This is a genomic window from Amycolatopsis sp. NBC_00348, from assembly GCF_036114655.1.
Taxonomy (GTDB): domain Bacteria; phylum Actinomycetota; class Actinomycetes; order Mycobacteriales; family Pseudonocardiaceae; genus Amycolatopsis.
In genome coordinates, this window is record NZ_CP107994.1 from 6,869,073 (window position 1) to 6,893,655 (window position 24,583).

Consider the following 24,583-nt stretch of genomic DNA (forward strand, 5'->3'; position numbering starts at 1 on the left):
CTCACAGCACCTCGAACCCGTTGGCCTTGGCCGCCTCCGCTTGGCGGTCGTCCCGGGTCACGAAGGTCACCGGCGCGCCGCCGGTCAGCTCCGCCGTGCCGTGCATCGCCACAGCCAGGTGGATCGCGTCGAGGGTGCGCACCGGGTAGCACCGTTCGCGAATCCTGGTCGAACTGGTGCAGGAACTCCTCGGCGTCCGGGATGCGCCCGGTCCGCTGGGCCGCGGTGACCGCGCTCGCGAACTCCGGCCGGGTCAGCTCGCTGGTGAGCGCGAGGTGCCCACCGTCGATCAGCAGCTTCCGCAGCTCGACGTGATCGGCCTCGTCGGTGAGGTAGGCCCCGACGTCGGCACTCGTGCCGGCGTAGAAAGCGGTCACCTCGCATCCAGTCGAGCGCCTCGCCGACGGCCGTGCCCCAGCCGCGCGAGAGTTCTTCCAGCTTGTCGTGCCCCGGCGCCTCGCCCTCCGGTTCGAAGACGAGCAGCTTGCCTTCGGCGACGAGGCGATCGCGTCGTTCCAGCGGGCTTCCCCCTGCGCCACCACACCCCGCAGGCCCTCGGTGACCAGGTCGTTCATGCTGCGTCCCTCGGCTTCAAGCCGCGCAACAGAAAGGCCGCCCCGGACACGTCCGGGGCGGCCTGACCTGCCGAAAGGCTCAGTAGCGGTAGTGGTCCGCCTTGAACGGGCCTTCGACGTCGACGTCGATGTACTCGGCCTGCTCCTTGGTGAGCTTGGTCAGCTCGCCGCCGAGCGCGTCGAGGTGGATCTTCGCGACCTTCTCGTCGAGCTTCTTGGGGAGGCGGAAGACCTCCTTGTCGTACTCCTCGTGCTTGGTGAACAGCTCGACCTGCGCGATCACCTGGTTGGAGAAGCTGTTCGACATCACGAACGACGGGTGGCCGGTCGCGTTGCCCAGGTTGAGCAGGCGGCCCTCGGACAGCACGATGATCGTGTTGCCGTTCGGGAAGATCCACTCGTCGACCTGCGGCTTGATGGTGATCCGCCGGATGCCCGGGTAGCGCTGCAGGCCCGCCATGTCGAGCTCGTTGTCGAAGTGGCCGATGTTGCCCAGGATCGCCTGGTGCTTCATCTTCGCCATGTCCTCGACCAGCACGACGTCCTTGTTGCCGGTCGTCGTGATCACGATGTCGGCGTTGGGCAGCGCGTTCTTCAGCGTCTGGACCTGGTAGCCGTCCATCGCCGCCTGCAGCGCGCAGATCGGGTCGATCTCGGTGACGATGACGCGGGCACCCTGGCCGCGCAGCGACTCCGCCGCGCCCTTGCCGACGTCGCCGTAACCGCAGACGACCGCGACCTTGCCGCCGATCAGCACATCGGTGCCGCGGTTGATGCCGTCGATCAGCGAGTGGCGGATGCCGTAGCGGTTGTCGAACTTCGACTTCGTCACGGCGTCGTTGACGTTGATCGCCGGGAACAGCAGCTCACCGGCCGCGGCCAGCTGGTACAGCCGCAGCACGCCGGTGGTGGTCTCCTCGGTGACGCCGCGGATGCCCTCGCCGATCTTCGTCCACTTGCCGGTGTCCGAAGCGACCGACGCCTTCAGCAGCTCGAGGAACACGCGGAACTCGTCCGAGGTGTTCTCGTCCGGGGCCGGCACGACACCCGACTTCTCGAACTCGGTGCCCTTGTGGACGAGCATGGTGGCGTCGCCACCGTCGTCGAGGATCATGTTGGGACCCTCGCCGTCCCAGGTGAGCATCCGCTCGGTGCACCACCAGTACTCCTCGAGCGACTCGCCCTTCCAGGCGAAGACCGGGACGCCCTTGGGCTCCTCGGCCGTGCCGTTCGGGCCGAGGACGACGGCGGCGGCCGCGTGGTCCTGCGTCGAGAAGATGTTGCAGGACGCCCAGCGCACCTCGGCACCCAGCGACACCAGCGTCTCGATGAGCACGGCGGTCTGGACGGTCATGTGCAGGGAACCGGAGACCCGCGCCCCGCGCAGGGGGTAGACCTCCGCGTACTCGCGCCGCAGCGCCATCAGTCCGGGCATCTCGTGCTCGGCGAGGCGGATCTCCTTGCGGCCGAATTCGGCGGCATCGAGGTCGGCGACGGCGAACTCGATGCCGTTGCGGGTCTCGTGCCGCTTGGCAACGCTTTCGGGGGTCATAGTGGCGATTCCTCCAAGACTCGATGACTACCGAACACTACCGTTGTCCGCTCGACCTTCCCTAGAAAGCGATTCGCAGCAGCTCAGGAGGCCTTCACCGTGCCCATGCCCGGCCCGGACACCCGCGTCGTCGAAATCCGCGTCGCCGGCCTCGTGGGCACCAGCGGCGAGACCCTGCTCGACGCGGTCGCGACCGTCGACGTCGCCGGCGACGGGCTGGGCCGTGTGATCCGCCCGGCGGACCGGCTGCGGCGGCCGGCGCCGGGACCGGTGCTGCCGGCCCTGGGCCGGTCGATCCCGCGGACCCTCGAGGGCTACCTCTGGCACGGCATGACGTCGGGGGGCGCCGCGAAGGCGACCTGGGCCCTGCTGTTCCCGTTCTCGCTGGCCAACGTCGCGTTCTGGATGCTGCCGGCGGTCCCGCCCGGGCGCCGCCTCCCCCGCGTGCTCGGCGCGGTGTGCCGCGGCCTGCTGCGCGTCGCGGCCCTGCTGCTCACCATGCTGCTGATGGGCCAGCTCGCGGCGATCGCGCTCGACCTGTTCGCCGCGCAGTGCCTGGCCCCCGGCTCGGGCTGCCTGCCCGCGATCCCGGACAACCTCCGCACGCTGCCCGCGCGGATCGTGGTCGGCGTCCTCCCGCTGCTCGTGGTGATCTTCGTGCTGCACCGGATCTCGTCGGCGAGCTGGGCGGTGCACGCCGAGAGCGACCGCGTCGAAGGCCCGCTGCGGATGCGCACCGGCTCCGGGACGCCGGCGCTGCGCGGGCTGCACACCGTCGCCGCGCTCGCGTCGGTCGCGCTGCTGCTGCTCGGCGGCCCGTTCCGGGTGCCGGGGGCCGTCTTCGACCTGGTCGTCTGGATCGCCACGCTGGCGCTGGTGCTCGCCGCCGTCGTCGCCGCGGCGATCGGCACGGACACCGGCCGGATCGCCCGCCGCGGCCTGATCGCGTTCGCCGTGCTGCTGGTCGTCGTCGCGGCGGTGCGGCTGCGCCCCGGCCCGGGCCGGCTGCCGGGGACCAACGGCGTCGTCGAGGGCCTCGGCGCGTCGCTGGTCGCGGTCACCGTGCTGTTCGCGCTGTTCCTGGCCCCGGCCGCGCTGCTGGCCCGGCCCACCTGGAAGCACAAGCCGCGCCGGCTGCGGCCGTGGGCGGGCGGCTGGGCGGCCGCGCCGGTGCTCGCGCTCGCCGGGCTGCTCGGCGGCGGGTTCGGCGCCGGGCTCGCCGAAGCCGTCCGACGCCTCTCCGGGGCCGGCCTCCTGCAGGTGCCCGACACGTACCTGCTGGTCACGGTCCTGTGGGGCGCCGGGCTGGCGCTCGCGGCGGTGCTGTCCCTGCTGGGCTTCGCGGTCGCCGTCCCGGTGCGCCGGCTGCGGCGGGGCATCCCGGCGATCGTCGGGCTGATGGAGCACGACGCCCAGCAGGAGGCCCAGGCCGCGGCGGCGTGGGCGCGGTCGGCGTGGGAACGGCGGCACCTGCACCACCTGGCCCTCACCGTGGCGTCCGCGATGTCGGCGGGCGGCGCGGCGCTGCTGGTGCTGCGGTTCGGGTTCGGCCTGGTCCCCGGCTGGTTCGGGCCGCTGTCGGCGATCGGCGTCGTCGCGCTCGGCGCGCTGGCGGCGGGGCTGCTGCGCGTCGTCTACACGGCCGCGCGCACCCCGCAGCGCAGCCGGCACCTCGGCGCGCTCGCCGACCTCGTCTGCTTCTGGCCGCGGGCCGCGCACCCGACCGTGCCGCCGTGTTACGCGCTGAAGGTCGTCCCCGAACTGGCCGCGCGCGTGCGCGAGCACCTCAAGGAGCCGGGAACGCGGGTGGTGCTGTCCGGCTACAACCTCGGCAGCCTGCTCACGGTCATGGCCGCCGCGCGGCTCGCGGCCGAGCTGCCGGAGACCGACCGCGAGCGCGTCGGCGTGCTGACCGCCGGGTCACCCCTGCAGTGGGGCTACCAGCGGGCGTTCCCCGCGCTGCTGCCGCAGGAGTCGCTGGAGCAGCTCTTCGAAAGCCTCGACGGCCGGTGGCGGGCGCTGTGCCGCGGCACGGACATCTTCGGCGGCGGCGTGACGACGTGGCGGCACGAGGTCTCCGACCGGAAGCTGTACGGCGTCGGCTTCCTGGCCGAAGGCGGCTGCGGCCCGTTGAAGGCGAAGGCCGACGAGAACGGCGTCCTGATCCTGGGCGGCGACCACTGGCTGCCGGACCCGCTGCGCGGCCCGACCGGGCGGCACCGCTGGGCACCGGGAGTGCTCAGGCACCAGGACTACGTCGTCGACGCGGAGTGGGACCACGCCGTCGCGATGGCGGCCGGGCTCGGCAAACCGAACGGCGGCGTACAGGGGCTGCTCTTCCCGGACTTCCCCGGAAAGCCGTGAAGGCCCCCTTACCGGCATCTTGAGCCGGTAAGGGGGCCTTCACGGAACTTTCGGGCTAGCTCAGCTTCACTCGGAAGCCTTGCGGCGGAACTTCAGCAGCGCGAGCAGGCCGCCACCGCCGAGGATCAGCAGCGCGGCGATCCACACGAGCCACATGTTGTCGAAACCGGTGTTGGCCAGGCCGCCGCCGGTGCCGGACTCGTTGCCCGCGGGCACGACCGCCGGGGCGGTCGAGCTGGTCGGCGAGACCGAGGTGTCCGAGGTCGCCGGGGCGCTCGGCTTCGTGGCCTCGGTCGTCGGGGCCGGCTTGGTCGGCGCCGTCGTGGTCTCGGTCGGCTTGGTCGCCGTCTTCGAGCCGCAGAGGTACCACTTGTCGATGCCGGCCTGGTGGCCGTTGCGGCTGAACGGCGCGCGCAGGTCGGTCCACGGGGCGTTCTTGTCCAGGCCGCGGGCGCCCGGGGTGTAGTCGTTGAAGCCGTCGTCGCCACCGATGACGACGATGCGCTTGACCGTGACGCCTTCGTTGACCTTGGTGATGGCCAGGCGGTTGTTCGTGATCTTGGCGACGACGTCGCCCTGGCCGAGGTCGGTGCCCTCGGCGCACGGCGTGGCCTTGCCGGGCGTCGGGTGCGGGCGGTTGTCGTCACTGTGGCAGGCCAGCGCGGAGCCGGCGGTGCCGATGAGGGCGGCGGCGGTGAGCGCGATGATCGCGGCCGAGCCGCGGAGGGTACGACTACGCATTCAGAACTCCTGTGCCAGGCGGGGGGACACCTTGGAAAAATTGTGATCGCGGCACCACTGAGCGTGAAATCACACTGTTGTAACTCACCCGTCAGTGGCACACGAAGGATCGAAAGGTATCGCACGTCACTCGCCTCGCTACACGGGGTCCCCTTTTGGGCACCAAAAGCAAGATCGTCTCGTGACGTCCGTTCTGCACCGGTCCGAAAAAAACCCCGCCGACCTGCGGAAAGCAGGTCGGCGGGGCGCACCACGAAAGAGTGGGTGAATCAGCTCCCGGAGGGCTTGGCCGACGATTCGACGCCTTCGACACCGTCGGCCTGACGCTTGCCGAGCAACGAGTGCCGGCGGCTGTAGGCGAAGTAGATGACCACGCCGATCACCATCCACACGATGAACCGCAGCCAGGTCAGCACGGTCAGGTTCAGCATCAGCCAGAGGCAGGCCAGGATGGCCAGGATCGGGATGAGCGGCACCAGCGGCACCTTGAACGCCCGGGGCAGGTCAGGGCGCGTCCGGCGCAGGATCAGGACGCCCGCCGACACCAGCACGAACGCGAAGAGCGTGCCGACGTTGACCATCTCCTCCAGCTTGTCCGCCGGGAAGAACGTCGCCGCGAGGGCGACCAGGCCGCCGACGATGATCGTCGCGCGCTTCGGCGTCCCGTGCCCGCCGGTCTTCGCCAGGCTGCGCGGCATCAGGCCGTCGCGGGACATGGCGTAGATGATCCGGACCTGGCCGAGCATCAGCACCATGACGACGGTGGTCAGGCCGGCCAGCGCGCCGAAGGAGATGAGGTTGGCCGCCCAGTCGACGCCGTTGGCGGAGAACGCCGTGGCGAGCGTCTTGTGGCTGCCGTCGCCGGCCGAGGTGGCCAGGTCCTTGTAGGACGTCATGCCCACGACCACGAGCGAGACCGCGACGTAGAGCACGGTGACGATGATCAGCGAGCCGAAGATGCCGCGCGGCACGGACTTCTGCGGGTTCTTCGTCTCCTCGGCGGTGGTCGCCACGATGTCGAACCCGATGAACGCGAAGAACACCAGCGAGGCGCCGGCCAGCAGGCCGAAGACGCCGTAGGAGCTGCTCGCGCCGCCCGCGATCAGCGAGAAGAGCGACTGGTCGACGCCGGTCTCGCCCGCGCCGCCGGTCGAGCCCGGCGGGATGTACGGCGTGTAGTTGGCGCCCTTGATGTAGAAGATGCCGAGGATGATCACGAACAGCACCACAGCGACCTTGATGCCGGTGATCACCATCGACACCCGCGAGGACAGCTTGGTGCCGACGGCCAGCAGCGTCGTCAGGATCGCCACGACGACCAGCGCGCCCCAGTCGACCGTGACGCTGCCGATGTCGAACGTCGTCTTGGCACCCTTGCCGAACAGGTAGCTCAGCACGGTTTCGAGGTACACCGACCAGCCCTTGGACACCGCGGCGGCGCCGACGGCGAGCTCCAGGATCAGGTCCCAGCCGATGATCCACGCCATGAACTCGCCGAACGTGGCGTAGGAGAACGTGTACGCGCTGCCCGCGACCGGCACGGTCGAGGCGAACTCGGCGTAGCAGAGCGCCGCCAGCGCGCACGCGATCGCGGCGAACACGAACGCGAGCGAGACCGACGGGCCGGCGTAGTCACCGGCCGCGCGCGCCGTGAGCGTGAAGATGCCCGCGCCGATGACGACCGCGACACCGAACACGGTGAGGTCCCAGGCGCTCAGGTTGCGCCGGAGCTTGGTGTCCGGTTCGTCGGTGTCCGAAATGGACTGCTCGATGGATTTGGTGCGCCACAATCCCGTTCCGGGCACGGTTGACCTCCTGCGGCTGGCCTGGGTGTTTCGCAGTAGGTCACCCTAACGGGTCACGCCGTGGTCGGCTCGCTGAAAGCGCTACCTCGCGAGGCTGCGGTCCAGGTCCGGCTCGAGGTAGATGAGCTTCGCGACCGGCACCTTCGAACGCACGCGCGCCTCGGCGTCGTCGATGGCCGTGGCCACCTCGGCGGTGTCGAGGCCGGGCACCAGCGCGAGCTTCGCCGCGACGAGGAGCTCGTCCGGGCCGAGGTACTGGGTGCGGATGTGGATGACGCGCTCGACCTTGCCCGCGGCCAGCTCGTCGACGATCGTCGCGAGGACCCCGGGGTTGGCGCCTTCGCCGATGAGCAGGCTCTTCATCTCGACGATGAGGATGATCGCGATGACGCCGAGCAGCAGGCCGATGGCGAGGGTGCCGACGCCGTCCCAGACCGGGTTGCCGGTGACCACCGACAGCCCGACGCCGAGCAGCGCGAGGACGAGACCGAGCAGCGCGCCCGCGTCCTCCAGCAGGACGACCGGCAGCTCCGGCTCCTTGGCCTGGCGGATGAAGCCCCACCAGCTGACGTCACCCTTGATCTTCTTCGACTCGCCGACGGCGGTGTAGAAGCTGTAGCCCTCGAGTCCCACCGCGACGAGCAGGATGATCACGGCGACGATCGGCGACGACAGCGGCTCCGGCTCGCCGATCTTGTGGATGCCCTCGTAGATCGCGAAGGCGGAGCCGAGGGTGAAGAGCAGCAGCGCGACGATGAAGGAGTAGAAGTACCGGTCGCGGCCGTAGCCGAAGGGGTGCTCCTTGTCGGCCGCGCGCTTCGACGTCTTCTGGCCGAGCAGCAGCAGGCCCTGGTTCGTGGTGTCGGCCAGCGAGTGCACCGACTCGGCCAGCATCGACGACGACCCGGTGACGAGGAAGCCGACGAACTTCGCGGCCGCGATCCCGGCATTGGCTCCCAGCGCGGCGATGATCGCCTTGGTTCCGCCTCCAGCTGACACGACCGCTCCCCGGGTAGGTCCTGAATGTCCGGGTGGAGCGTAATAGGCGAGCCGCCGGAGGGTCCCCACCGGCCGCGATTTCACTCAGCCGATGGCGGCGGCCGGGGTGCGCGGCCCGGCGGACGCCGTCGGGGCCGGAGCCTGGACGGCTCCCTGTCCCGGGCCGCATCGCGCCCGATTCTGTCGGTGCCCTCCGCTACCGTGGCCCTCCCTGCTCGCCCGTCCAGGAAGGTGACATGGCGTACTTCGCCGTGCTCGGTGCGCTCGCGATCGAAAGCCCGCCGGGCCAGTGGCCGGTGCTGCGCGGAGCCCGGCAGCGCACACTGCTGGCCGTGCTGCTGCTGAACGCCAACCAGCACGTCCACGTCGACGTGCTGGTCGAAGCGCTGTGGCCCGAACGGCCGCCGAAGTCGTACACCTCGAACCTGCACACCTACCTCTCGCGGCTGCGCGAGCGGATCGACGGCCTGCGCGTCGAGCACGGGCCGCTCGGTTACCGGTTGCAAGCCGAGCCGCACGAGCTGGACCTGCTGGCGTTCCGGGCGGCCGCCGCCGAGGGGAAGCGGGCCGGGGACGCCGTCGCCGCGTCGGAGCACTACCGGCGGGCGCTCGCGCAGTGGCGGGGGCCGGTGCTGGCCGGGCTGCCCGTGCCGCGGCTCGAGGCCGACGTCGCGCGGCTGGAGTCCGAGCGGCTCGCCGTCTTCGAGGACTGCGTCGACGCCGAGCTGACCGCCGGGCGGCACGGGGAGCTGACCGGCGAGCTGCAGGCGATGATCACCGAGCACCCGCTGCGCGAACGCCTGGCCGCGCAGCTGATGACCGCGCTGCACCGCGCCGGCCGGCAGGGCGATTCGCTCGAGATCTACCGGCGGCTGCGGACCACGCTGATCGAGGAGCTGGGCGTCGAACCGGGCGCCGAAGCCCGCCGGGTGCACGCGGCCGTGCTGCGCGGCGAGGATCCGGTGCCGCGGCTGCCCGCCCCGGTCTGGCCGGTGTGCCAGCTGCCGCCGGACGTCGCGGACTTCACCGGCCGGGACGCCGAACTCGCGGAACTCACCGGAGTACTGGGCAGCGGTGACGGCGTTCCCGTCGCGGTGCTCAGCGGCGAGCCGGGCGCGGGCAAGAGCACCCTGGCCGTGCGCGCCGCCCACCGGCTGCGGGCGCGGTTCCCGGACGGCCAGCTGTACGTCCCGTCCGGCCCGCGTGACCTCGGTGACGTCCTGGCCGACCTGCTGCGCGCGCTCGGCGTCACCGGCCCGGCCATCCCGGACGACGTCCGCGCCCGCGCGGCGGTGTTCCGCGGCCGGCTCACCGACCGCCGGGTGCTGGTGGTGCTCGACGACGCCACCGACCCCGAGCACGTCCGGACGCTGCTGCCGGGCACGCCGGGCTGCGCCGTCCTGGTGACGAGCCGGCGCCGGCTCAGCGGCCTGGCCGGCGCGCACCGGCTGCCGCTCGGGCCGCTGCCGGACGCCGACGCGGCGAGCCTGCTGACCCGGCTCGCGGGCGGCCGCGTGGCGCGGGAACCCGCCGACGCCGCGCGCATCATCGCGGCCTGCGACCACCTGCCGCTGGCGCTGCGGATCGCGGGCAGCAGGCTGGCCATCCGCCCGCACCTGCGGCTCGCCGAGCTGGCCGACCGGCTCGAGGACGAGGTCCGCCGGCTCGACGAGCTGACGGTCAGCGACCTGGGCGTCCGCGGCAGCATCGCGCTCAGCTACGACGGCCTCCGCCCGCTCACGCGGCGCGCGTTCCGGCTGATCGGCCGCTGCACCAACCTCGACCTGCCCGCCTGGGCGGTCACCGCGCTGATCGACGACCCGGGGGCCGACGAAGCCGTCGAAGAGCTCGTCGAGGCCAGCCTGCTGGAGTCCGGCGGCCCGGACGAGACCGGCGAAGGCCGTTACCGCTTGCACGACCTCGTCCGCCTCTACGCGACGGAGCTCGACGCCCCCGACGGCGGCGGCCTGCGCACGGTGCTGTCGGCCACGCTCGCGCTGGCCGACACGGCGGCGGCGCGGCTGCCACGCACCGTGCCGATGCCGGCGCTGGCCCGGGAAGCACCCCCGCAGCCGTTGCCACCCGAGCTGGTGGAGCGGCTGCTGGCCCGGCCGGAACGCTGGTTCGCCGCCGAACGCGCGAACCTCCTGCTGCTAGTCGGCACGCTGTGCGGGCTGGACCGCCGGCACGACGCGCTGCTCCTGCTCGACCGGCTCAGCGGGTACTTGTACCTGCAAGGGCACTACGCCGACATGCGCGCGGGGTACGAAACGGTACTGGCGGCCGCGGGCGAAGACCGCCCGCTGGCGGCGATCGCCGAGGCCAACCTGACGCTGCTGCGCCACGCCCGCGGCCAGTACGAGGAGGCCGCGGCGGGGTACCGCGAATGCGCGAAGAAGCTGGAGGAGCACGGCGATCGCCGCACCCACGCCTGGGTGTCGGCCAACCTGGCGCACTGCCTGATCGGGCTGGGCCGTGCGGAAGAGGCCCTGCACACCGCCGCACACGCACGCGAACTGTTCACTGTGGACGGTGACGCGGCCGACCTGAGCTGGGTCCGAGCCGCGGAGTCGGCTGCCTTGCACCGACTGGGCCGGGTCGTCGACGCCTTGGCCGTCGACGAGGAAACTGTTGCACTGGCTCGAAAATCCGCCGAGCCACGAGAGCTGGGAATCGCCCTGCACGGCGTCGCGTGGTCGCTCCTCCTCAGCGGACGGCCCAGTGAAGCCGCATCGGCAATCACGGAATCGGTGACGCTGCTGCGGACAACACCGGCCCGATCGTCGCTCGCGAAGTCCCTGCGCACGCTGGGAGCGATCGAAGCGTCCCGAGGCGAGCGGCGGCGGTCGGTAGAGGCCTTCGAAGCGGCCCGCGACCTGGCCCGGGAGCTGGACGAACGGCCACGCGAGCTGTCGTGCACCCGAGCAATCGCGGCAAGCTGGATCGGCGAAGGCCTTGCGGCCCAGGCGATCCCGGTGCTGCAAGCGTGCCTGGACGAGTTCCGCGAGATGGGCGGCCGCCCCGCGACAAGCCTCACGTGGCTGGTCTTGCACCGAGCCTACGAGGCGATGGGCGACAAGCCAGCGGCAGCGGAGGCAGCCACGGAGGCGGCGGCACTGACCGAACCACGCGACGCCAGCGCGGCAACCCTCCGGCGGGCTTTGCTGGCGCTCACCGAGCCGGTCTGACGAGTCGGCGCCGGACCTGCAAGCCGCAGCCGTAGAGCTTTCGGCTCCGCGGGACTTTCGCACCAGCGGATCTTTACGCCCAGCGGAGCCTTCGCACCCGCGGGATCTTCACGCCCTGCGGAGACTTCGCACCCGTAGGGACTTTCACGTGCTGCGGAGCTTTCACAGGCGGCGGGGCTTTGCGCCCGCTGGACTTCACGGGCCTGCAGAGCTTTCACCCCCGCTGCGGAGGGGACGAAGCGGGGTGGTGCCGCCCCCTCGCGACACCACCCCCACCGGGCAACCGCAGCCACGTCTCCCCGCGTGACCACGCCCACCGCACGACACCAGGGCAAGGGCCCCTCGGCGACACCGAGCGGCACCATCCGAGCCGGTCAACCGCAGCCGCACCTCCCCGTGCGACTTGGACCCTCGCGACACCACTCGACCCTGCAACCCGCGGCCGCACCTCCCCGCGCGACCTGCACTCCCTTGCAGCACCACCCGACCCGCCGAGCCGCAGCCGTGCCTCCCCGCGCGACCCGCCCCCTGCCGGTCTCCAACTGCACAGCCGCACCTCCCCATGCGACCCGCACCCCTGCCAGCCTCCCGACCGCAGCCACGCCTCCCCGCGCGACCACGCCCCCGCCAGAACCGAGACTCCGCTCACCGACGCCGGGCAACCGACCGGCGTCACCCCCAGCAGCGTCCGAGACCTCCCGCTCCCTCCCCGGAAATCGACAGCACGAGGCTCCAGGACCACCCCTACAACCGATACTGGCGAACCCCGCCACACGGAACGCACACAGAACTCACGACCCACCCCGCGCACGAAAAAGCCACCAGGACCACGGGATCCTGGTGGCTTTCCGGCGAAAATCAGTCCTCGCAGTTTCCCGCCGTCGCGCGGAACAGCTGGGCGCCCGTCCCGTCCAGCGGGCGGATCCGCACCGGTGGGTCCGCAGCCGGCAGCCAGACCGACTGGCCTCGGCGCAGCTCCACCTTCTCGCCGTCGTCCGCCGTCACCAGTAGGTCGCCCGCCGTGCACAGCAGGATCTGCGGGCCGATGCTGTCCACCGTCAGCTCGTCGTCCTGGCCCGGAGACCATTCGACGCGCGAAAGCTCGAACTCCGGCGCGTCCGTGCGGTAGACCGCCAGGCGTTCGCCGCCGTCGCCGCACTGGACCGGCATCTCGCCGCAGGCGAAGTCGACCACTCGCAGCAGCTCCGGGACGTCCACGTGCTTCGGCGTCAAACCGCAGCGGAGGATGTTGTCCGAGTTCGCCAGGATCTCCACGGCCGTGCCGTGCAGGTACAGGTGCAGGTTGCCGGCCGGCAGGTAGATCGCCTCGCCGGCGCGCAGCGTCAGGCGGTTGAGCAGCAACGCCGCCAGCACGCCCGCGTCACGCGGGTGCGTCTCGCCCAGCTCCAGGATCGTCCGGCACTCGGCCGCGAACTCGCCGTGCTCCCTGAGGTGCCGGACGCACGCGTCGAGCACCTCCGGCAGCAGCGCGTCGAGCGACGACTGCGGCAGCGTGATCCACGTCGTGAACAGTGCCCGCAGGCCCGACGGGTCCGGCTGCGCCTCGAGCAGGCCGGTGTACTTCGCCAGCCCCGGCGTCTCGATCGCCTTCAGCAGCTTGACCGTGCGCCCCGGCTCGCGGAACCCGGCCAGCGCGTGGAACTCCGTCAGCGCGCAGACCAGCTCCGGCTTCGCCGTCGGGTCCGGGTAGTTGCGGTTCGGCGCGTCCCGCGGGATGCCCAGCCTCTCCTCGCGGGCATGCCCCTCCGCGGCCTGCGCCGCCGACGGGTGCGCCTGCATCGACAGCGGCTCCTCCGCGGCGAGGATCTTCAGCAGGAACGGCAGCCGCCCGCCCCACCGCGTCGCGCAGCGCTCGCCGAGCTGGTTCAGCGGGTCGGCTTCGACCAGCTCCAGCAGGTTCCGCTCGGTCCCGTCGGGACCGATGACGTGCGACGGGTCACCCGGGTGGGCACCCATCCACAGCTCGGCCTCGGGGTGCGGCGCGGGGATCGGGCGGCCCAGCAGCTCGGGGATCGCCGTCCGCGATCCCCAGGCGTAGGGCCGCACCGCGTTGCGCAGCAGCTCCACTGTCACCTCAACTCCACTCCTTCGGCATCGGCCGGGGCCGGTGCTCGGCGGGTCTCACGCCGTCACGGGCTCGAAGCGGCCCGCGCCGCCGATGCTGCCCGCCGCCAGCCCGAGATAGACCGCCGCCAGTTCGAACCGCAGCGCCAGCACCGCGGCCCGCACGATTTCGTCCGCCTCGAACTCCTCGGCCGGGGCGATGACGTCCGCACCCGGCAGCAGATCCTCGGCTTGGAAGCGCGCCGCGTCCGTGGCCGGACCGGTTCGCACCGAGAGGAGCAGCACCCGGGTAGGGATGTCACCTGATGGATCGTCCGGATCGGCGAAGATGTCACGCTCCGCGCCACTCGATTGCGCCGCCCGCCGCAATGCGGGGCGCGCCAGTGCCTGACGGAAATCCTCGACGTCACAGACGGTAGCAGCGTGGGCCGCGAACGCGTGCGCAGCGTGTTCGCCGACGGCGACGGCGACCGGGTCCAGCCCCCACAGGAGCGGCACGCGATCGGCGACCCGCAGCGCGAGCGCCTTGGCCGGGTTCGCGAACGAGTCGCGGGCCAGGTAGTCCTTCTCGGCTTCCAGGTCGAGCTGGTCGGCCAGCACCTGGACGTCGGCGACCAGCAGGCCCAGCGCGTTGGCCGTGAGCAGCCCCGCGGCCAGGCCGCGCGGGAACGCCAGCTCCGGCGGCACCGGGATCCGCGGCGCCAGCAGCACGCCCTTGCCCGCGACGGCGGCGGCCACCGGGCCTTCCGCCGGCGCGGAGAGCACCACCGACGCGCCGAAGCGCGCGGCCCGCTCCAGCGAGGCGGCGAGTTCGCGGTCACCGGGGTCGTCGGTATGCGCGAAGACGACGTCGAGCGCGCCGATCCAGCTCGGCACCACCTCGGCGACGACCACCGGCACCGGGCACGAGGGTGCCAGCAGCGCCGCCAGCAGCCGCGTGAGTGTGCGGCTGACGCCCGGCCGGTCGATCAGCACGACAGCGCGCGGGCGGCCCACGTCGAGCCGCTCGGCCAGGTCCAGCTCGGCCGCGAGCTCGGTGGTCGCCCGCACCTGGGCGCCCGCCATCGCGGCGGCGCGGAGCAACCCCGCGCTGTCGGCTTCGGCCAGGCGCGCGGGGTCGTCTAGCAGCGAGTCGTCAAGCACCGTCGGCATCGGACGCTTCGCTTTCAGCGGGGCCACCGGTCGCTTCGTCGAGCAGCAGCACCGGGATCCCGTCACGGACCGGGTACACCCGGCCGCACTCGGTACAGGTCAGGGCGTCGGCCTCCGGGTCGCCCGGCGTCCCGGGACGCAGCGGGGCGTGATCGGGCGACGGGCACGCCAGGATCTCGAGGAGCTGGACGTCGAGCGTGAGGGCCATGGTTCCTCCATACCACGCGATGAGGTGGGGTGAAGAGCACAGTTTCGGACACAGTTCGGTCCTGACGGCTCTTCACCCCCGGGACGGGATCAGCTGCGGATGATCGCGAGGACGTCTTCCACCAGGGCCTGCACCGCCTCGGCGTTGGCGGCCTCGACGTTCAGCCGGAGCAGCGGCTCGGTGTTCGACGGGCGGAGGTTGAACCACGCGCCACCCGGCAGCTGCACGGTGAGGCCGTCCAGCTCGTCGATCTCGACGCCGGACTTGACGCCGAACGCGTCCTTCACGGCCATCATCCTGGCGACCTGGTCGTCGACCGTGGAGTTGATCTCGCCCGACGCCGCGTAGCGCGAGTACGCGCTGGTCAGGTCGGACAGCGGGCCGTCCTGCTCGCCGAGCGCGGCGAGCACGTGCAGCGCCGCCAGCATGCCGGTGTCGGCGCGCCAGAAGTCGCGGAAGTAGTAGTGCGCCGAGTGCTCGCCGCCGAAGATCGCGCCGGTGCGGGCCATCTCGGCCTTGATGAACGAGTGCCCGACCCGGGTGCGGACCGGCTTGCCGCCGTGCTCGGCGACGATCTCCGGCACGCCCTTGGACGTGATCAGGTTGTGGATGATCGTGCCGCCCGGGTCCTTCGCCAGCTCGCGCACGGCGACCAGCGCCGTGATCGCGCTCGGCGAAACCGGCTCGCCGCGCTCGTCGACGATGAAGCAGCGGTCGGCGTCGCCGTCGAAGGCCACGCCCGCGTCCGCGCCGACCTCGCGCACCTTCGCCTGCAGGTCGACGATGTTCGCCGGGTCCAGCGGGTTGGCCTCGTGGTTCGGGAAGCTGCCGTCGAGCTCGAAGTACATCGGCACGACGTCGATCGGCAGGCCGTCGAAAACGGTCGGGACGGTGTGCCCGCCCATGCCGTTGCCGGCGTCGACCACGATCTTCAGCGGCCGGTTGCCGGACAGGTCGACGAGGTTGCGCAGGTAGGCGGCGTAGCCGGCGAGGACGTCCCGCTCCGACACGGTGCCGCGCTGGCCCTCGAAGCCGGGCACGCCCTGCTCGACGGTGTCCCGGATCTCGGCGAGCCCGGTGTCCTGGCCGACCGGCGACGCGCCGGCGCGGCACATCTTGATGCCGTTGTACTTGGCCGGGTTGTGGCTGGCGGTGAACATCGCGCCCGGCAGGTTCAGCGAACCCGACGCGAAGTACAGCTGGTCGGTGCTCGCCAGGCCGATGCTGACGACGTCGAGGCCCTGCGAGGTGACACCCTCGGCGAAGGCCGCGGACAGCCCCGGCGACGAGTCGCGCATGTCGTAGCCGATCACCACCGCGGGGGCCTCGGGCTTGATGAGCAGTGCGAACGCGGCACCGAAGTCGCGGACGAGGTCCGCGTCGAGCTGCTCGCCGACCACGCCGCGAATGTCGTAGGCCTTCACGATGCCCGAAAGGTCTGGCACGCCGTCTCCCCGCGAATAGTCGTCCCGGCGCCCGCTGCGCCGCGCGGAAAGCCTACCGGCGCCGGAGGTGGGTTACGCGCTCAGGCGCGGCCGGGCAGGACCCGGAGGTGGCCGCGGCGCCCGGAGGGGCCCTCGGGCTCGGTGACCGGTGGCGCGGGCTTGTCGGACCGGCCGGCCTCGCGCACGGCCTCGGCCAGCGCGGTCAGCTCGTCGGCCGACGGGTCCGGAGCGGCGAAAGCGCCTTCGTGCCGGACGACTTCCCAGCCCTTGGGGACGGTCAGCCGCAGCGCGTGGGCTTCGCAGAGGTCGTACGAGTGAGGCTCGGAGGCGGTGGCCAGCGGGCCGACGACGGCGGTGGAGTCGCTGTAGGCATACGTCAGCGTGGCCACAGCCGGCTCGAGACAGCCGGTACGCGAACACTTCCGTACGCTCCGCACGATCGGAAACGATAGCGCGTCGCCGCAAGGACGTAGGAGCGACACGCGCTGAGACGCGCCGACCGCATAGACTTCCGGGGTGGCGACGGCTCGTGACTACCGACAACGGCGGCGCCTGCGACGGGACCGGCACGGCCGGGGCCTGCGCGGGACGCTCTATCCCGCGACCCTGCCCGCCGCCGCGAGCCGCGCGGAGCGGTTCGACGCGCTGGTGCTCGACGCGCTGGAACCGATCGAAGCGCGCTGGCGCCACGAGCTGACGAAGCTGGACGTGGCGGTCGACGACGTGCCCGAGGTCCGCGAGAACGGCCACGCCCCCGCGGACGGAATCCTGCACGACGGCGCGGTACCGCTGTCGAGGCTGGTCCCGGCGGGGGTGGACCGCACGGGGATGCCGACGCGGGCGCGGATCGTGCTGTACCGGCGGCCGCTGGAGGCACGCGCGAAGGACCCGTCGGAGCTGGCCGAGCTGGTGCACGACGTGCTGGTGGAGCAGGTGGCGGGGTACCTCGGCGTGGAACCGGACGTCATCGAAGGCGAGTAGGCCGGGCCTGCTTGTGGTTCGGCCGCGCGAACGGGCCAGTCGCGCTTGTTCGGGTACGAATGGGCCAGTCGCGCTCACCTCACCGCGCCGCACGAACGGCCCACTCGCGGCCTTCTCGACGCGAACGGGCCGTTCGCGTCCACATCACCGCATCGCGCGAACGGGCCAGTCGCACCCATCTCGACGCGAAAGGGCCGTTCGTGCCCGCAAGCACACCTGTTCCCAACGGCCCGCTCGTGCCCGAAACGGCGCCAACGGTCCGCTCATGCCCGGAACAGCACGAACGGCCCACTCGCACCTGCACCCACATTCCACGGGCCACTCATGCCTAAAGCAGCGCGAACGGGCCGCCCGTGCCCGAAGCAGCGCCAACGGGCCACTCATGCCTGAAGCAGCGCGAACGGGCCACTCATGCCTGAAGCAGCGCGAACGGGCCACTCGCGCCCGAAACAGCGCCAACGGGCCGTTCGCGCCCGAGGAAAGCCACTCCGACCGGGGCCGCGAGCTCAGCTGCGGCGCCTCGCCGGGACCGCCGTCAGCAGGGTGAACAGCACCGCCGCCAGCTGGGCCAGCAGCAGCAGGTTCCGTTCCGTGCCCGGGTACTCCACCGTCACCTCCGACGTCGTCGGCGGGACCGACACCGCTACCTGGTGCCCCCACGCCGGGACGATCGGGACGCTCTTGCCGCCCACCGAGGCCTTCCAGCCCGCTTCCTGCTCCGCCGCCAGCACCAGCAACCGGCCGGTCGGGCCCTCCGACACCCGGACCCGGACGTCCGGGAGGCCCGCCTGGACCGGGGCCACACCCGGGGCGTTCCCGGGGGCGCCGCCGCCCGTGACCGCCGCCTTCGCCTGCTCCGGGGAGATCAGGATCACCTGGCCCGCCGGTGACAACAGGCGCAGCACACCACGGCCGTCGGAGGTCGGGGCCGCTATCGAGACCATGTCCTTCGCCAGCGGTGGGTACGCCTGCGGATCCACGCCCGGCGGGAGCACCACGTACTCCACGCCCGCCGCCGCCGCCGCGGCGAAAGTGCGCTGCACCGCAGCCGCGTCGCCTTGGCCCAGGTCGCGGCGCCACGTCGCGAGCCGGGCCGGGGTGGCGGGGGTCGGGGCCAGCTCGTCGTCGCCGTAGTGGGGCAGGCGGCCGGCGATCTGGCGGGTCGCGTCCGGCGCCAGGTCCAGCACCGACCTGCCCGACGCGCCCAGTTCCGCCGTCACCTCCGGTGCGAGCGCAGGACGCTCACCGGCGCGCAGGGGTCCTTGGCCTCCGACCGCCAGCGCGCCGGCAGCCAGCGCTAGGAACACCACGACCCCGGCGATCGCCGACACCTTCGGCAGCCACGTCGACGGCACGCCGGCCGCACCGCCGCGCTGCCACGAACCGAGCACGACCCACAGCAGCCCCGCGCCGACGATCAGCAGCGGCACCCCCGCGTAGCCGTGCGCCGCGGCGCCGCCCTGCATCGGGGTCGCCGTGACGAGCCGGACCAGCACCAGGCCGCCCACGCCCAGCACCCCCAGCGCGAGCCCGCCCGCGGCGAGCTTCGTCGGCCGCACGACGATCGCCACCAGCGCCGCCGCGATCACCGCGACGCCGATCGGCCACGCGCCCGGCCCGCCAGGGTCGAGCCCGGCGAGATCCGTGCCGGACACCACCGAAGCCGCGCCGCCCAGTCCCTGCACGAGCAGTTCCGGGTGCTTCAGCAACACCGTCGGCCACGGCAGCAGCAGCGCCAGCGGCAGCAGGACGACGATCCCGACCGACGCGATCCGCCGCGCCAGCCCGGTCGGCGCGGGCAGCACCACGAACCCGATCAGCAGCCCGGCGAGCGCGAGCCCGTGCGCCAGCGGCGAGAACGCGCCGAGCAGCGCGACGCCGAACGCCGAAAGCGCCGACACGTGCAGCCACCGCTGGTCCGCGCGGACCAGCAGCCCGGCGATGCCCGCCGCGACGAGCGGCAGCACCAGGTGCACCACGACGACGTCGAGCCGGCCCTGCGCCACCGCCGCCGTCGCGGCCGGCAGCAGCGCGTACGTCGCGGCGACGACCGCGCGGACCCACCGGCGCACGCGAAGCCGCCGCGTCGCCACGTACGCGCTCAGCGACGCCAGCGGGATGTCCCCGAGCAAGAGGATCGCGACCAGCGCGGCCGGGCCGCCGATCGGCGCGAACACCGCGCCGAGCGTGCCCAGCACCGGCACGGTCGCCGACGCGGGCGCGCCCGTGCCGCCCGCGATCGCGTGCCACGGCGTGAGGTACGACGTCCACAGCTCCCCCAGGCCGCCGACCGGGAGGAGCTTGCCCCCGAACAGGTCGAGCCCGAGCCGGGCGCGGTTGACGAACAACCCCAGCGCCGTCATCACGACCAGCAGCACCACCGGCGGCGCGAAGATCGTCGCGCCCAGCACCCGGCGGCGGTTCACCTCGACGAAGACGATCTCCGGCTCGGGTGCCGGAGTGGACTCCTCGGTGGTTTCCGCGGTTTCCGGTTCCGGCGCCACGGTTTCCGGCAGCGTGACGGCGACGAGCGTGCCCGGCCGCCGCAGCCCGGACCCGCGGGAGCTGACGCCGCGCAACGCGCCGGCGGGCAGCGCGTCCGGCCCGACCGGACGGTTCTCGCGCGCGTCTAGCGCTTCCGGCGTCACCCACGCGGACTCGGTTTCGACGGTTTCGGGAACCGTCCCGAGCGCGACGTCGTTCTCCACACCGCGGCGCACGAGGCCGACGACGCCGGCGCGGACGGCGTTGCGCAGCCGCGTCCCGCGGCCGGTGAAGAGGCCGCGAACCGTGCCAGGCCGCGGATTCCGCCGTCGGCGCGCCCGGGCGGCGCGCAATCCGCCGCGTCCACTGAGGAGGTACGCGGCGGCCGCGAACTCCGCCCGCGCCTCGCCGGTGCGGCGCAGCAGGACGAAGGCCAGCGCGCGCAGCACCGAGAGCAGCGGGAGCCGGATCATCCCCAGCCAGAAGGAAAACGGCGAGCAGTTCACCAGGAACACCCGCAGCCCGTGGGCGCGGTTCGCGGCGGCGAGCGACGCGGGGACGGCGTCGGCGGGCCGCTGGCCGGTGGTGACGGCGCGCGCGTGCCGCACCCGCGCGGCCGGCACCGACAGCACCAGCCCGCCGGCCGCGTTCGCGCGCCAGCCGAAGTCGAGATCTTCGCGCAGCAACGGGAAATCCTGGTCGAACCCGCCGAGGGAGTCCCACGCGTCACGGCGCACGAGCGAGCCCGCGCTGGGCACGGCGAGCACCTCGGCCGGGTCGTCGCCGGTCGCGGCGACCTGCTGCCGGTGCCCGGACGCGTCGGTCGACAGGCCGGCTTCGACGATCAGCCGCGGGTCCGTCCAGTCGAGCCCGAGCGCGCCGAGCACGGTCGCGGACGGTTGCGCCGTCGCGACTTTGAGGAGTTCGTCGAGGCAGTCGGGTTCGGGCGCGCAGTCGTCGTGCAGCAGCCAGAGCCACGCGCCCGGGTCGCCCCAGCGCTCGGTGGCGTGGTCGACGGCTGCCGCCACCGCGGCGGCGAAGCCGGTTTCACTCGAAAGCGTGACGATGCCGGAGAGCACCGGAGGTGCGTCGGGATCACTGCCCGGGTCGGCCGCGGCGGCCAGGAGACGCGGGGTCGCGTCGGTGGATCCGGTGTCCACGGCGAGCACGTGCCGGGGACCGACGGTGCTGCGGCGCAACGAGGAAAGCGCCAGCGGCAGCCAGTTTTCGCCGTTGTGACAGACCACAATGGCCAGAACGGGCGCGGTGCGCAGGGCGGGCGGCGCGACGGTGCGGGGCAACAAACGCTCCTGATCAGGCGGCGGTCGGTGCGGCCACCCTACGGCCCCGGTCCGTCACCCGATGGTGAACCCACGCCGTGCGCAATGCAGAGCGCCCACGCAGTGGAACTGCGTGGGCGCATCACACAAGCCAAGCCGGCCAAGACCCAGCCCGTGACCCAACGCCGAGCCGGCTGATCCACGCAAGCCGGCTACAGCGGGGGTCCGGGGGCGTGCCCCCGGGCGGGGTCTGGGGGTTGCACCCCCAGAAGGCACTTGAAGCGCGAGCACGGTTCGCGCTTTCCGCGGACGCAACTCACCCCTCGGACACGCTTCAAACCGCGCGTTTCTTCAGCTTCCGGCGCTCCCGCTCGGACAGACCGCCCCAGATGCCGAAGCGCTCGTCCTTGGCCAGCGCGTACTCAAGGCACTCGTCCTTGACCTCGCAACCCAGGCAGATCCGCTTGGCTTCACGGGTGGAGCCGCCCTTCTCCGGGAAGAACGCCTCCGGGTCCGTCTGCGCGCACAGAGCGCGTTCCTGCCAGTCCTGCTCTTCCTCGGTGGCATCGATGAGCTCGGTGAGATCTCCCAGAGCCTGCTCCGGGATCTCGCCCCAACTCATGACGTGCCCCCATTCCTTACCATCGGCTTCCAACCGCACGTCCGCCTCCTCGCTCCCTAGCACTCCCCAGGCTGGCGGTGGTGAAACGACACCCGTCGTCCCCTCGACGACGAATGACATCACTGTGATTACACCCGTGTAGTGCGGTCAGGTCAAGCGGAGTAGCGAGTTCGGGGGACCCTTCGGCCCGATCGCGCAAGGGGACACGCCGGTAACTTCACACCGGGCATACGGAAGACTGGAAGCGTGCAGAAGTCAGCGACGCGCCCCAGCCCGGTCTTCCTCGGCATCCTCGCCCTCACCGTCGCCGGTGGCGTGATGGCCGCCTTCGGCGACGTCACCACCGTCCTGGTCGGCGATCGCGATCCACTCCTCATCGCCGGCGTCGTGATCTTCGTCGCCGCCGGCTGGGTGGCGTCGCTGTCGCTGCACGAGTTCGGCCACGCGATGGTCGCCTACCGGGGCGGTGACGCCAGCGTCGCCCACAAGGGTTACCTGACGCTCGACGTCCGGAAGTACACCGATCCGGTCCTGTCGATCGTCCTGCCGTTGATCTTCCTCATCATCGGCGGCATCCCGCTGCCCGGCGGCGCGGTCTGGATCAACCGGGGCGCGCTGCGCTCGCGCGGGACGTCGTCGTGGGTCTCGCTGGCCGGGCCGCTGAGCAACCTCGCGGTCGGCGCGGCGCTGGCGCTCGTGGTGGCGCTGGTGCCGATGGCGGGCGGCCTGGTCGTCGCGATGTCCTACCTGGCGCTGCTGCAGATCCTGACGTTCATCCTGAACATCCTGCCGATCCCCGGCCTCGACGGCTGGGGCGCGATCGAGCCGTACCTGCCGCCGCAGGCCCGCGCGTTCGGCGCGCAGGTCCGCCCGTGGGCGCCGATCATCCTGTTCGCGATCCTCTGGTTCTTCACCCCGGCGAGCACGGCCCTGTGGGACGGCGCGTTCTGGATCTACAACGGCCTGGGCGGCTTCGAAGAGGGTGCCCGCGCGGGCGCCAGCGTCTTCCGCTTCTGGAACTGACGCGCCGGGTCAGTGGGCGGGCGCCTGTTCCGTCAGCCAGGTGTGCGCCCGCTTCCAGACCTCCTTCAGCCCGGAGCGCTCGCCGAGGTAGTCGCCGGCCGCGCCGACGACCGGGAGCATGCCCAAGGCGCGGTGCACGAGGTTGCCCCGCGGCCGCTTCTCCAGCTCGCCCGTGATGCCGATCAGGCCGCGGCCCAGGCGCCACAGCGTGCCCGCGGCGGCCTTGACCGTCGCCTTGCCGTGCTTCTTCTCCGACGCCGTCAGCTCTTCGGTCAGCCGCGCGGCTTCTTCCGCCTCCGCGGCTTCGTCGTGCTCCGCGTGCTTGCCCGCCGCGAGATCCGGATCGATGTCGCGCTCGAACAGCACCGACGCGATCAGCCGCACGCGGGTGCCGACGTCGGTGACGCCGTACTCGCCCGCGATCGCGCACAGCAGCAGCCCCTGCGACGCCGCGCCGAGGGTGTCCTGCACCGGCAGCCGGTCGGCCAGCGCGCCGCCGAGGCCGGGGATCGACGTCAGCAGCGCCGTGAACCGGCCGACGCGGTTCATCCACCAGCTCGACCGGTCGTAGCCGGTCATCCGGCCCCACGCGGCCGTGCCGGGGACCTTCACCGACGTCAGCCCGTGGATCAGCTTCGCCTTGAGCCCGGACTCGACCTCGGCGAGGTCGTCGTGCTCGCGCCGGTCACGCGCCTGCAGCCCGAACGGGTCGGACTCGCGCAGCGCGTCCAGCATCGGGCCGCACGCCCGGACGAACGGCCGCAGCACCGCCACGACCTGCTTGTCGGAAATCGCCTCAGCCACGTCCCGGTTTCCTTCCCGCCGCACGGCCCAGCCCACCGCCGAGCACCATCGCGCCGGGCAGCGCGCTCGCACCGAGCAGCAGCAGCGCTCGCCAGTCCTGGATCAGCACCAGGTCACCACCCGGACCCAGCATGCCGAACCCGAACACGACGAGCACCCACACGACGAGGGGTACCCACGAAAGAGACGGCCGCACCAGCTTCGCGGTGGTCGACACCAGCCACGGCGTCGTCACCGCGCCGACCAGCACCGTCACCGGCAGCGGGACGACGCCGATCCGCAGCGGCAGGAAGAACAGCTCCAGCACGCCCAGCAGCACGGCGTCGAAGGCGAGCAGCGCGAGGAACGCGATCTGGGTCCCGGTCAGCCGGTCCGGCGTGGTCACAGTCCACCGAACAGGTCGCCGGCCGCGCCCTCGGCCGGGCCGTGGGCCAGCACGAAGCAGTCGCGCGCCGGGATCGGCTGCGCCAGCTCGTTGGTCAGCGCGAAGTGCGGGACGGCGCCCTCGACGACGGTCAGCTGCGTCGCGTGCGCGCGCAGGGCCGCCAGCTTCGCCGGCAGGTGCGCGGCGACGTCGAGGACGGTCGTGATCTCCTCGTCCGGCGTCACCGGCAGCTCGGCGTCCGGCGGCACCGGGAAGCGGGACGTCCCGGCGGCCCGCAGCTCGGCAAGGCCGGCGCGGACGTCGTCACGCGACGCGACCGTGTGGAACACCCGGGCGACCGACGCCGCCCGCGGCGCCGCGGCCATGGTGATCTCGTGGGCGCGGATGTGGTCGGGGTGGCCGTAACCGCCGAACGCGTCGTAGGTGACGACGACCTGCGGCCGGACCTCGTCGAGGACCGCCGCCAGCTGCGCGGCCTGTTCCTCGATGGTGCCGCCCGTGAACGCCCGCGGGTGGGACGCCGCCGGCGTGCCCGCCATGCCCGAATCGCGCCACCGGCCGATCCCGCCCAGGTAACGATGTCGCGACACCCCCAGCGCGGCGCACGCGGCCTTCAGCTCGGCGACGCGGTAACCGCCCAGCTGGTCGGCGGCCCAGGCCCCCAGCCCGGCCAGCTCCGGCAGCTCGCGGACGATCTCGCCTTCCTCACCCAGCGTGCAGGTCACCACGGTCACCTCGGCGCCCTCGGCGGCGTATCGTGCGATCGTGGCGCCGGTGGTGATGCTCTCGTCGTCGGGATGGGCGTGGACGAGCAGCAGTCTTCGCGGTACCGGAGAGATCACGGGTTGAGCGTAATTCCCGTGCTCCGACCTAAGTCGGGGACACCCTCG

Annotated in this window: 19 protein-coding genes; 4 read left to right on the forward strand and 15 right to left on the reverse strand. The window is 72.3% G+C overall.

The genetic code is table 11. The annotated features are described in order from the left end of the window. Position 1 precedes the first annotated feature (1 nt). Both OHS58_RS29915 and ahcY read right to left on the reverse strand, forming a co-directional pair. Complete coding sequence (locus OHS58_RS29915) at positions 2 to 142, reverse strand: hypothetical protein (RefSeq protein ID WP_326944296.1); 141 nt, start codon at positions 140 to 142, stop codon at positions 2 to 4. 512 nt (positions 143 to 654) lie between these two features. Then, entirely contained in the window at positions 655 to 2,127 is a 1,473-nt protein-coding gene (gene ahcY, locus OHS58_RS29920; RefSeq protein ID WP_247057517.1) for an adenosylhomocysteinase, read from the reverse strand. A gap of 105 nt (positions 2,128 to 2,232) precedes the next feature. Between ahcY and OHS58_RS29925 the strand changes: the two genes are divergently transcribed. Continuing rightward, a complete protein-coding gene (locus tag OHS58_RS29925; protein WP_328649878.1) occupies positions 2,233 to 4,491 on the forward strand; it encodes a hypothetical protein in 2,259 nt (752 codons plus the stop codon). A gap of 66 nt (positions 4,492 to 4,557) precedes the next feature. Here the strand turns inward: OHS58_RS29925 and OHS58_RS29930 are convergent, their stop codons facing one another. From OHS58_RS29930 to OHS58_RS29940, 3 genes are all read right to left on the reverse strand, one after another. Next, on the reverse strand, positions 4,558 to 5,232 hold the full coding sequence (locus tag OHS58_RS29930; protein WP_328644757.1) for an LPXTG cell wall anchor domain-containing protein: 675 nt from the start codon (positions 5,230 to 5,232) through the stop codon (positions 4,558 to 4,560). A gap of 269 nt (positions 5,233 to 5,501) precedes the next feature. After that, the gene (locus OHS58_RS29935) at positions 5,502 to 7,037 is read right to left on the reverse strand and encodes an amino acid permease (RefSeq protein ID WP_328644758.1); all 1,536 of its coding nucleotides are present in this window, start codon (positions 7,035 to 7,037) and stop codon (positions 5,502 to 5,504) included. 81 nt (positions 7,038 to 7,118) lie between these two features. Next, positions 7,119 to 8,036: a cation diffusion facilitator family transporter gene (locus OHS58_RS29940; RefSeq protein WP_326957950.1), complete on the reverse strand. Its 918-nt coding sequence runs from the start codon at positions 8,034 to 8,036 to the stop codon at positions 7,119 to 7,121. Positions 8,037 to 8,272: 236 nt separating this feature from the next. Between OHS58_RS29940 and OHS58_RS29945 the strand changes: the two genes are divergently transcribed. Beyond that, entirely contained in the window at positions 8,273 to 11,224 is a 2,952-nt protein-coding gene (locus OHS58_RS29945) for an AfsR/SARP family transcriptional regulator (RefSeq protein ID WP_328644759.1), read from the forward strand. A gap of 858 nt (positions 11,225 to 12,082) precedes the next feature. Here the strand turns inward: OHS58_RS29945 and manA are convergent. The 5 genes from manA to OHS58_RS29970 form a co-directional block, all read right to left on the reverse strand. Further along, a complete protein-coding gene (manA, locus tag OHS58_RS29950; protein ID WP_328649879.1) occupies positions 12,083 to 13,312 on the reverse strand; it encodes a mannose-6-phosphate isomerase, class I in 1,230 nt (409 codons plus the stop codon). 54 nt (positions 13,313 to 13,366) lie between these two features. Beyond that, on the reverse strand, positions 13,367 to 14,461 hold the full coding sequence (locus OHS58_RS29955; RefSeq protein ID WP_247057526.1) for a hypothetical protein: 1,095 nt from the start codon (positions 14,459 to 14,461) through the stop codon (positions 13,367 to 13,369). Next, positions 14,445 to 14,669 carry a Trm112 family protein gene (locus OHS58_RS29960; RefSeq protein WP_247057529.1) on the reverse strand — a complete coding sequence of 75 codons (225 nt, stop codon included), beginning with the start codon at positions 14,667 to 14,669 and terminating at the stop codon, positions 14,445 to 14,447. The genes OHS58_RS29955 and OHS58_RS29960 overlap by 17 nt, the downstream gene beginning before the upstream one ends. An 89-nt stretch (positions 14,670 to 14,758) precedes the next feature. Continuing rightward, on the reverse strand, positions 14,759 to 16,114 hold the full coding sequence (locus OHS58_RS29965) for a phosphomannomutase/phosphoglucomutase (protein WP_326957945.1): 1,356 nt from the start codon (positions 16,112 to 16,114) through the stop codon (positions 14,759 to 14,761). Positions 16,115 to 16,194: 80 nt separating this feature from the next. Continuing rightward, a complete protein-coding gene (locus OHS58_RS29970; protein ID WP_247057533.1) occupies positions 16,195 to 16,551 on the reverse strand; it encodes a DUF3499 domain-containing protein in 357 nt (118 codons plus the stop codon). 79 nt (positions 16,552 to 16,630) lie between these two features. On the opposite strand from OHS58_RS29970, the gene OHS58_RS29975 reads away from it, so the two are divergent. Continuing rightward, positions 16,631 to 17,095 (forward strand): metallopeptidase family protein, encoded by a 465-nt coding sequence (locus OHS58_RS29975; protein WP_247057535.1) that lies wholly within the window; start codon positions 16,631 to 16,633, stop codon positions 17,093 to 17,095. Positions 17,096 to 17,601: 506 nt separating this feature from the next. Here OHS58_RS29975 and OHS58_RS29980 read toward each other — a convergent pair. Both OHS58_RS29980 and OHS58_RS29985 read right to left on the reverse strand, forming a co-directional pair. Continuing rightward, positions 17,602 to 20,880 (reverse strand): glycosyltransferase family 2 protein, encoded by a 3,279-nt coding sequence (locus tag OHS58_RS29980; protein WP_328644760.1) that lies wholly within the window; start codon positions 20,878 to 20,880, stop codon positions 17,602 to 17,604. Positions 20,881 to 21,193: 313 nt separating this feature from the next. Continuing rightward, positions 21,194 to 21,481 (reverse strand): WhiB family transcriptional regulator, encoded by a 288-nt coding sequence (locus OHS58_RS29985; protein WP_247063648.1) that lies wholly within the window; start codon positions 21,479 to 21,481, stop codon positions 21,194 to 21,196. 318 nt (positions 21,482 to 21,799) lie between these two features. Here OHS58_RS29985 and OHS58_RS29990 point away from each other — a divergent pair, with 318 nt between their 5' ends. Next, positions 21,800 to 22,504 (forward strand): site-2 protease family protein, encoded by a 705-nt coding sequence (locus tag OHS58_RS29990; protein ID WP_326951658.1) that lies wholly within the window; start codon positions 21,800 to 21,802, stop codon positions 22,502 to 22,504. A 9-nt stretch (positions 22,505 to 22,513) separates the two neighbouring features. Here OHS58_RS29990 and OHS58_RS29995 read toward each other — a convergent pair whose 3' ends face one another. Genes OHS58_RS29995 through mshB form a run of 3 tightly spaced genes read right to left on the reverse strand, consistent with a single transcriptional unit; the run spans position 22,514 to position 24,535 of the window. After that, positions 22,514 to 23,308: a hypothetical protein gene (locus OHS58_RS29995; protein ID WP_328644761.1), complete on the reverse strand. Its 795-nt coding sequence runs from the start codon at positions 23,306 to 23,308 to the stop codon at positions 22,514 to 22,516. Then, a complete protein-coding gene (locus OHS58_RS30000; protein ID WP_326957937.1) occupies positions 23,301 to 23,693 on the reverse strand; it encodes a hypothetical protein in 393 nt (130 codons plus the stop codon). Before OHS58_RS30000 ends, OHS58_RS29995 begins: the two co-directional genes overlap by 8 nt. Further along, complete coding sequence (mshB, locus tag OHS58_RS30005; RefSeq protein WP_328644762.1) at positions 23,690 to 24,535, reverse strand: N-acetyl-1-D-myo-inositol-2-amino-2-deoxy-alpha-D-glucopyranoside deacetylase; 846 nt, start codon at positions 24,533 to 24,535, stop codon at positions 23,690 to 23,692. The genes OHS58_RS30000 and mshB overlap by 4 nt, the downstream gene beginning before the upstream one ends. Positions 24,536 to 24,583 lie beyond the last annotated feature (48 nt).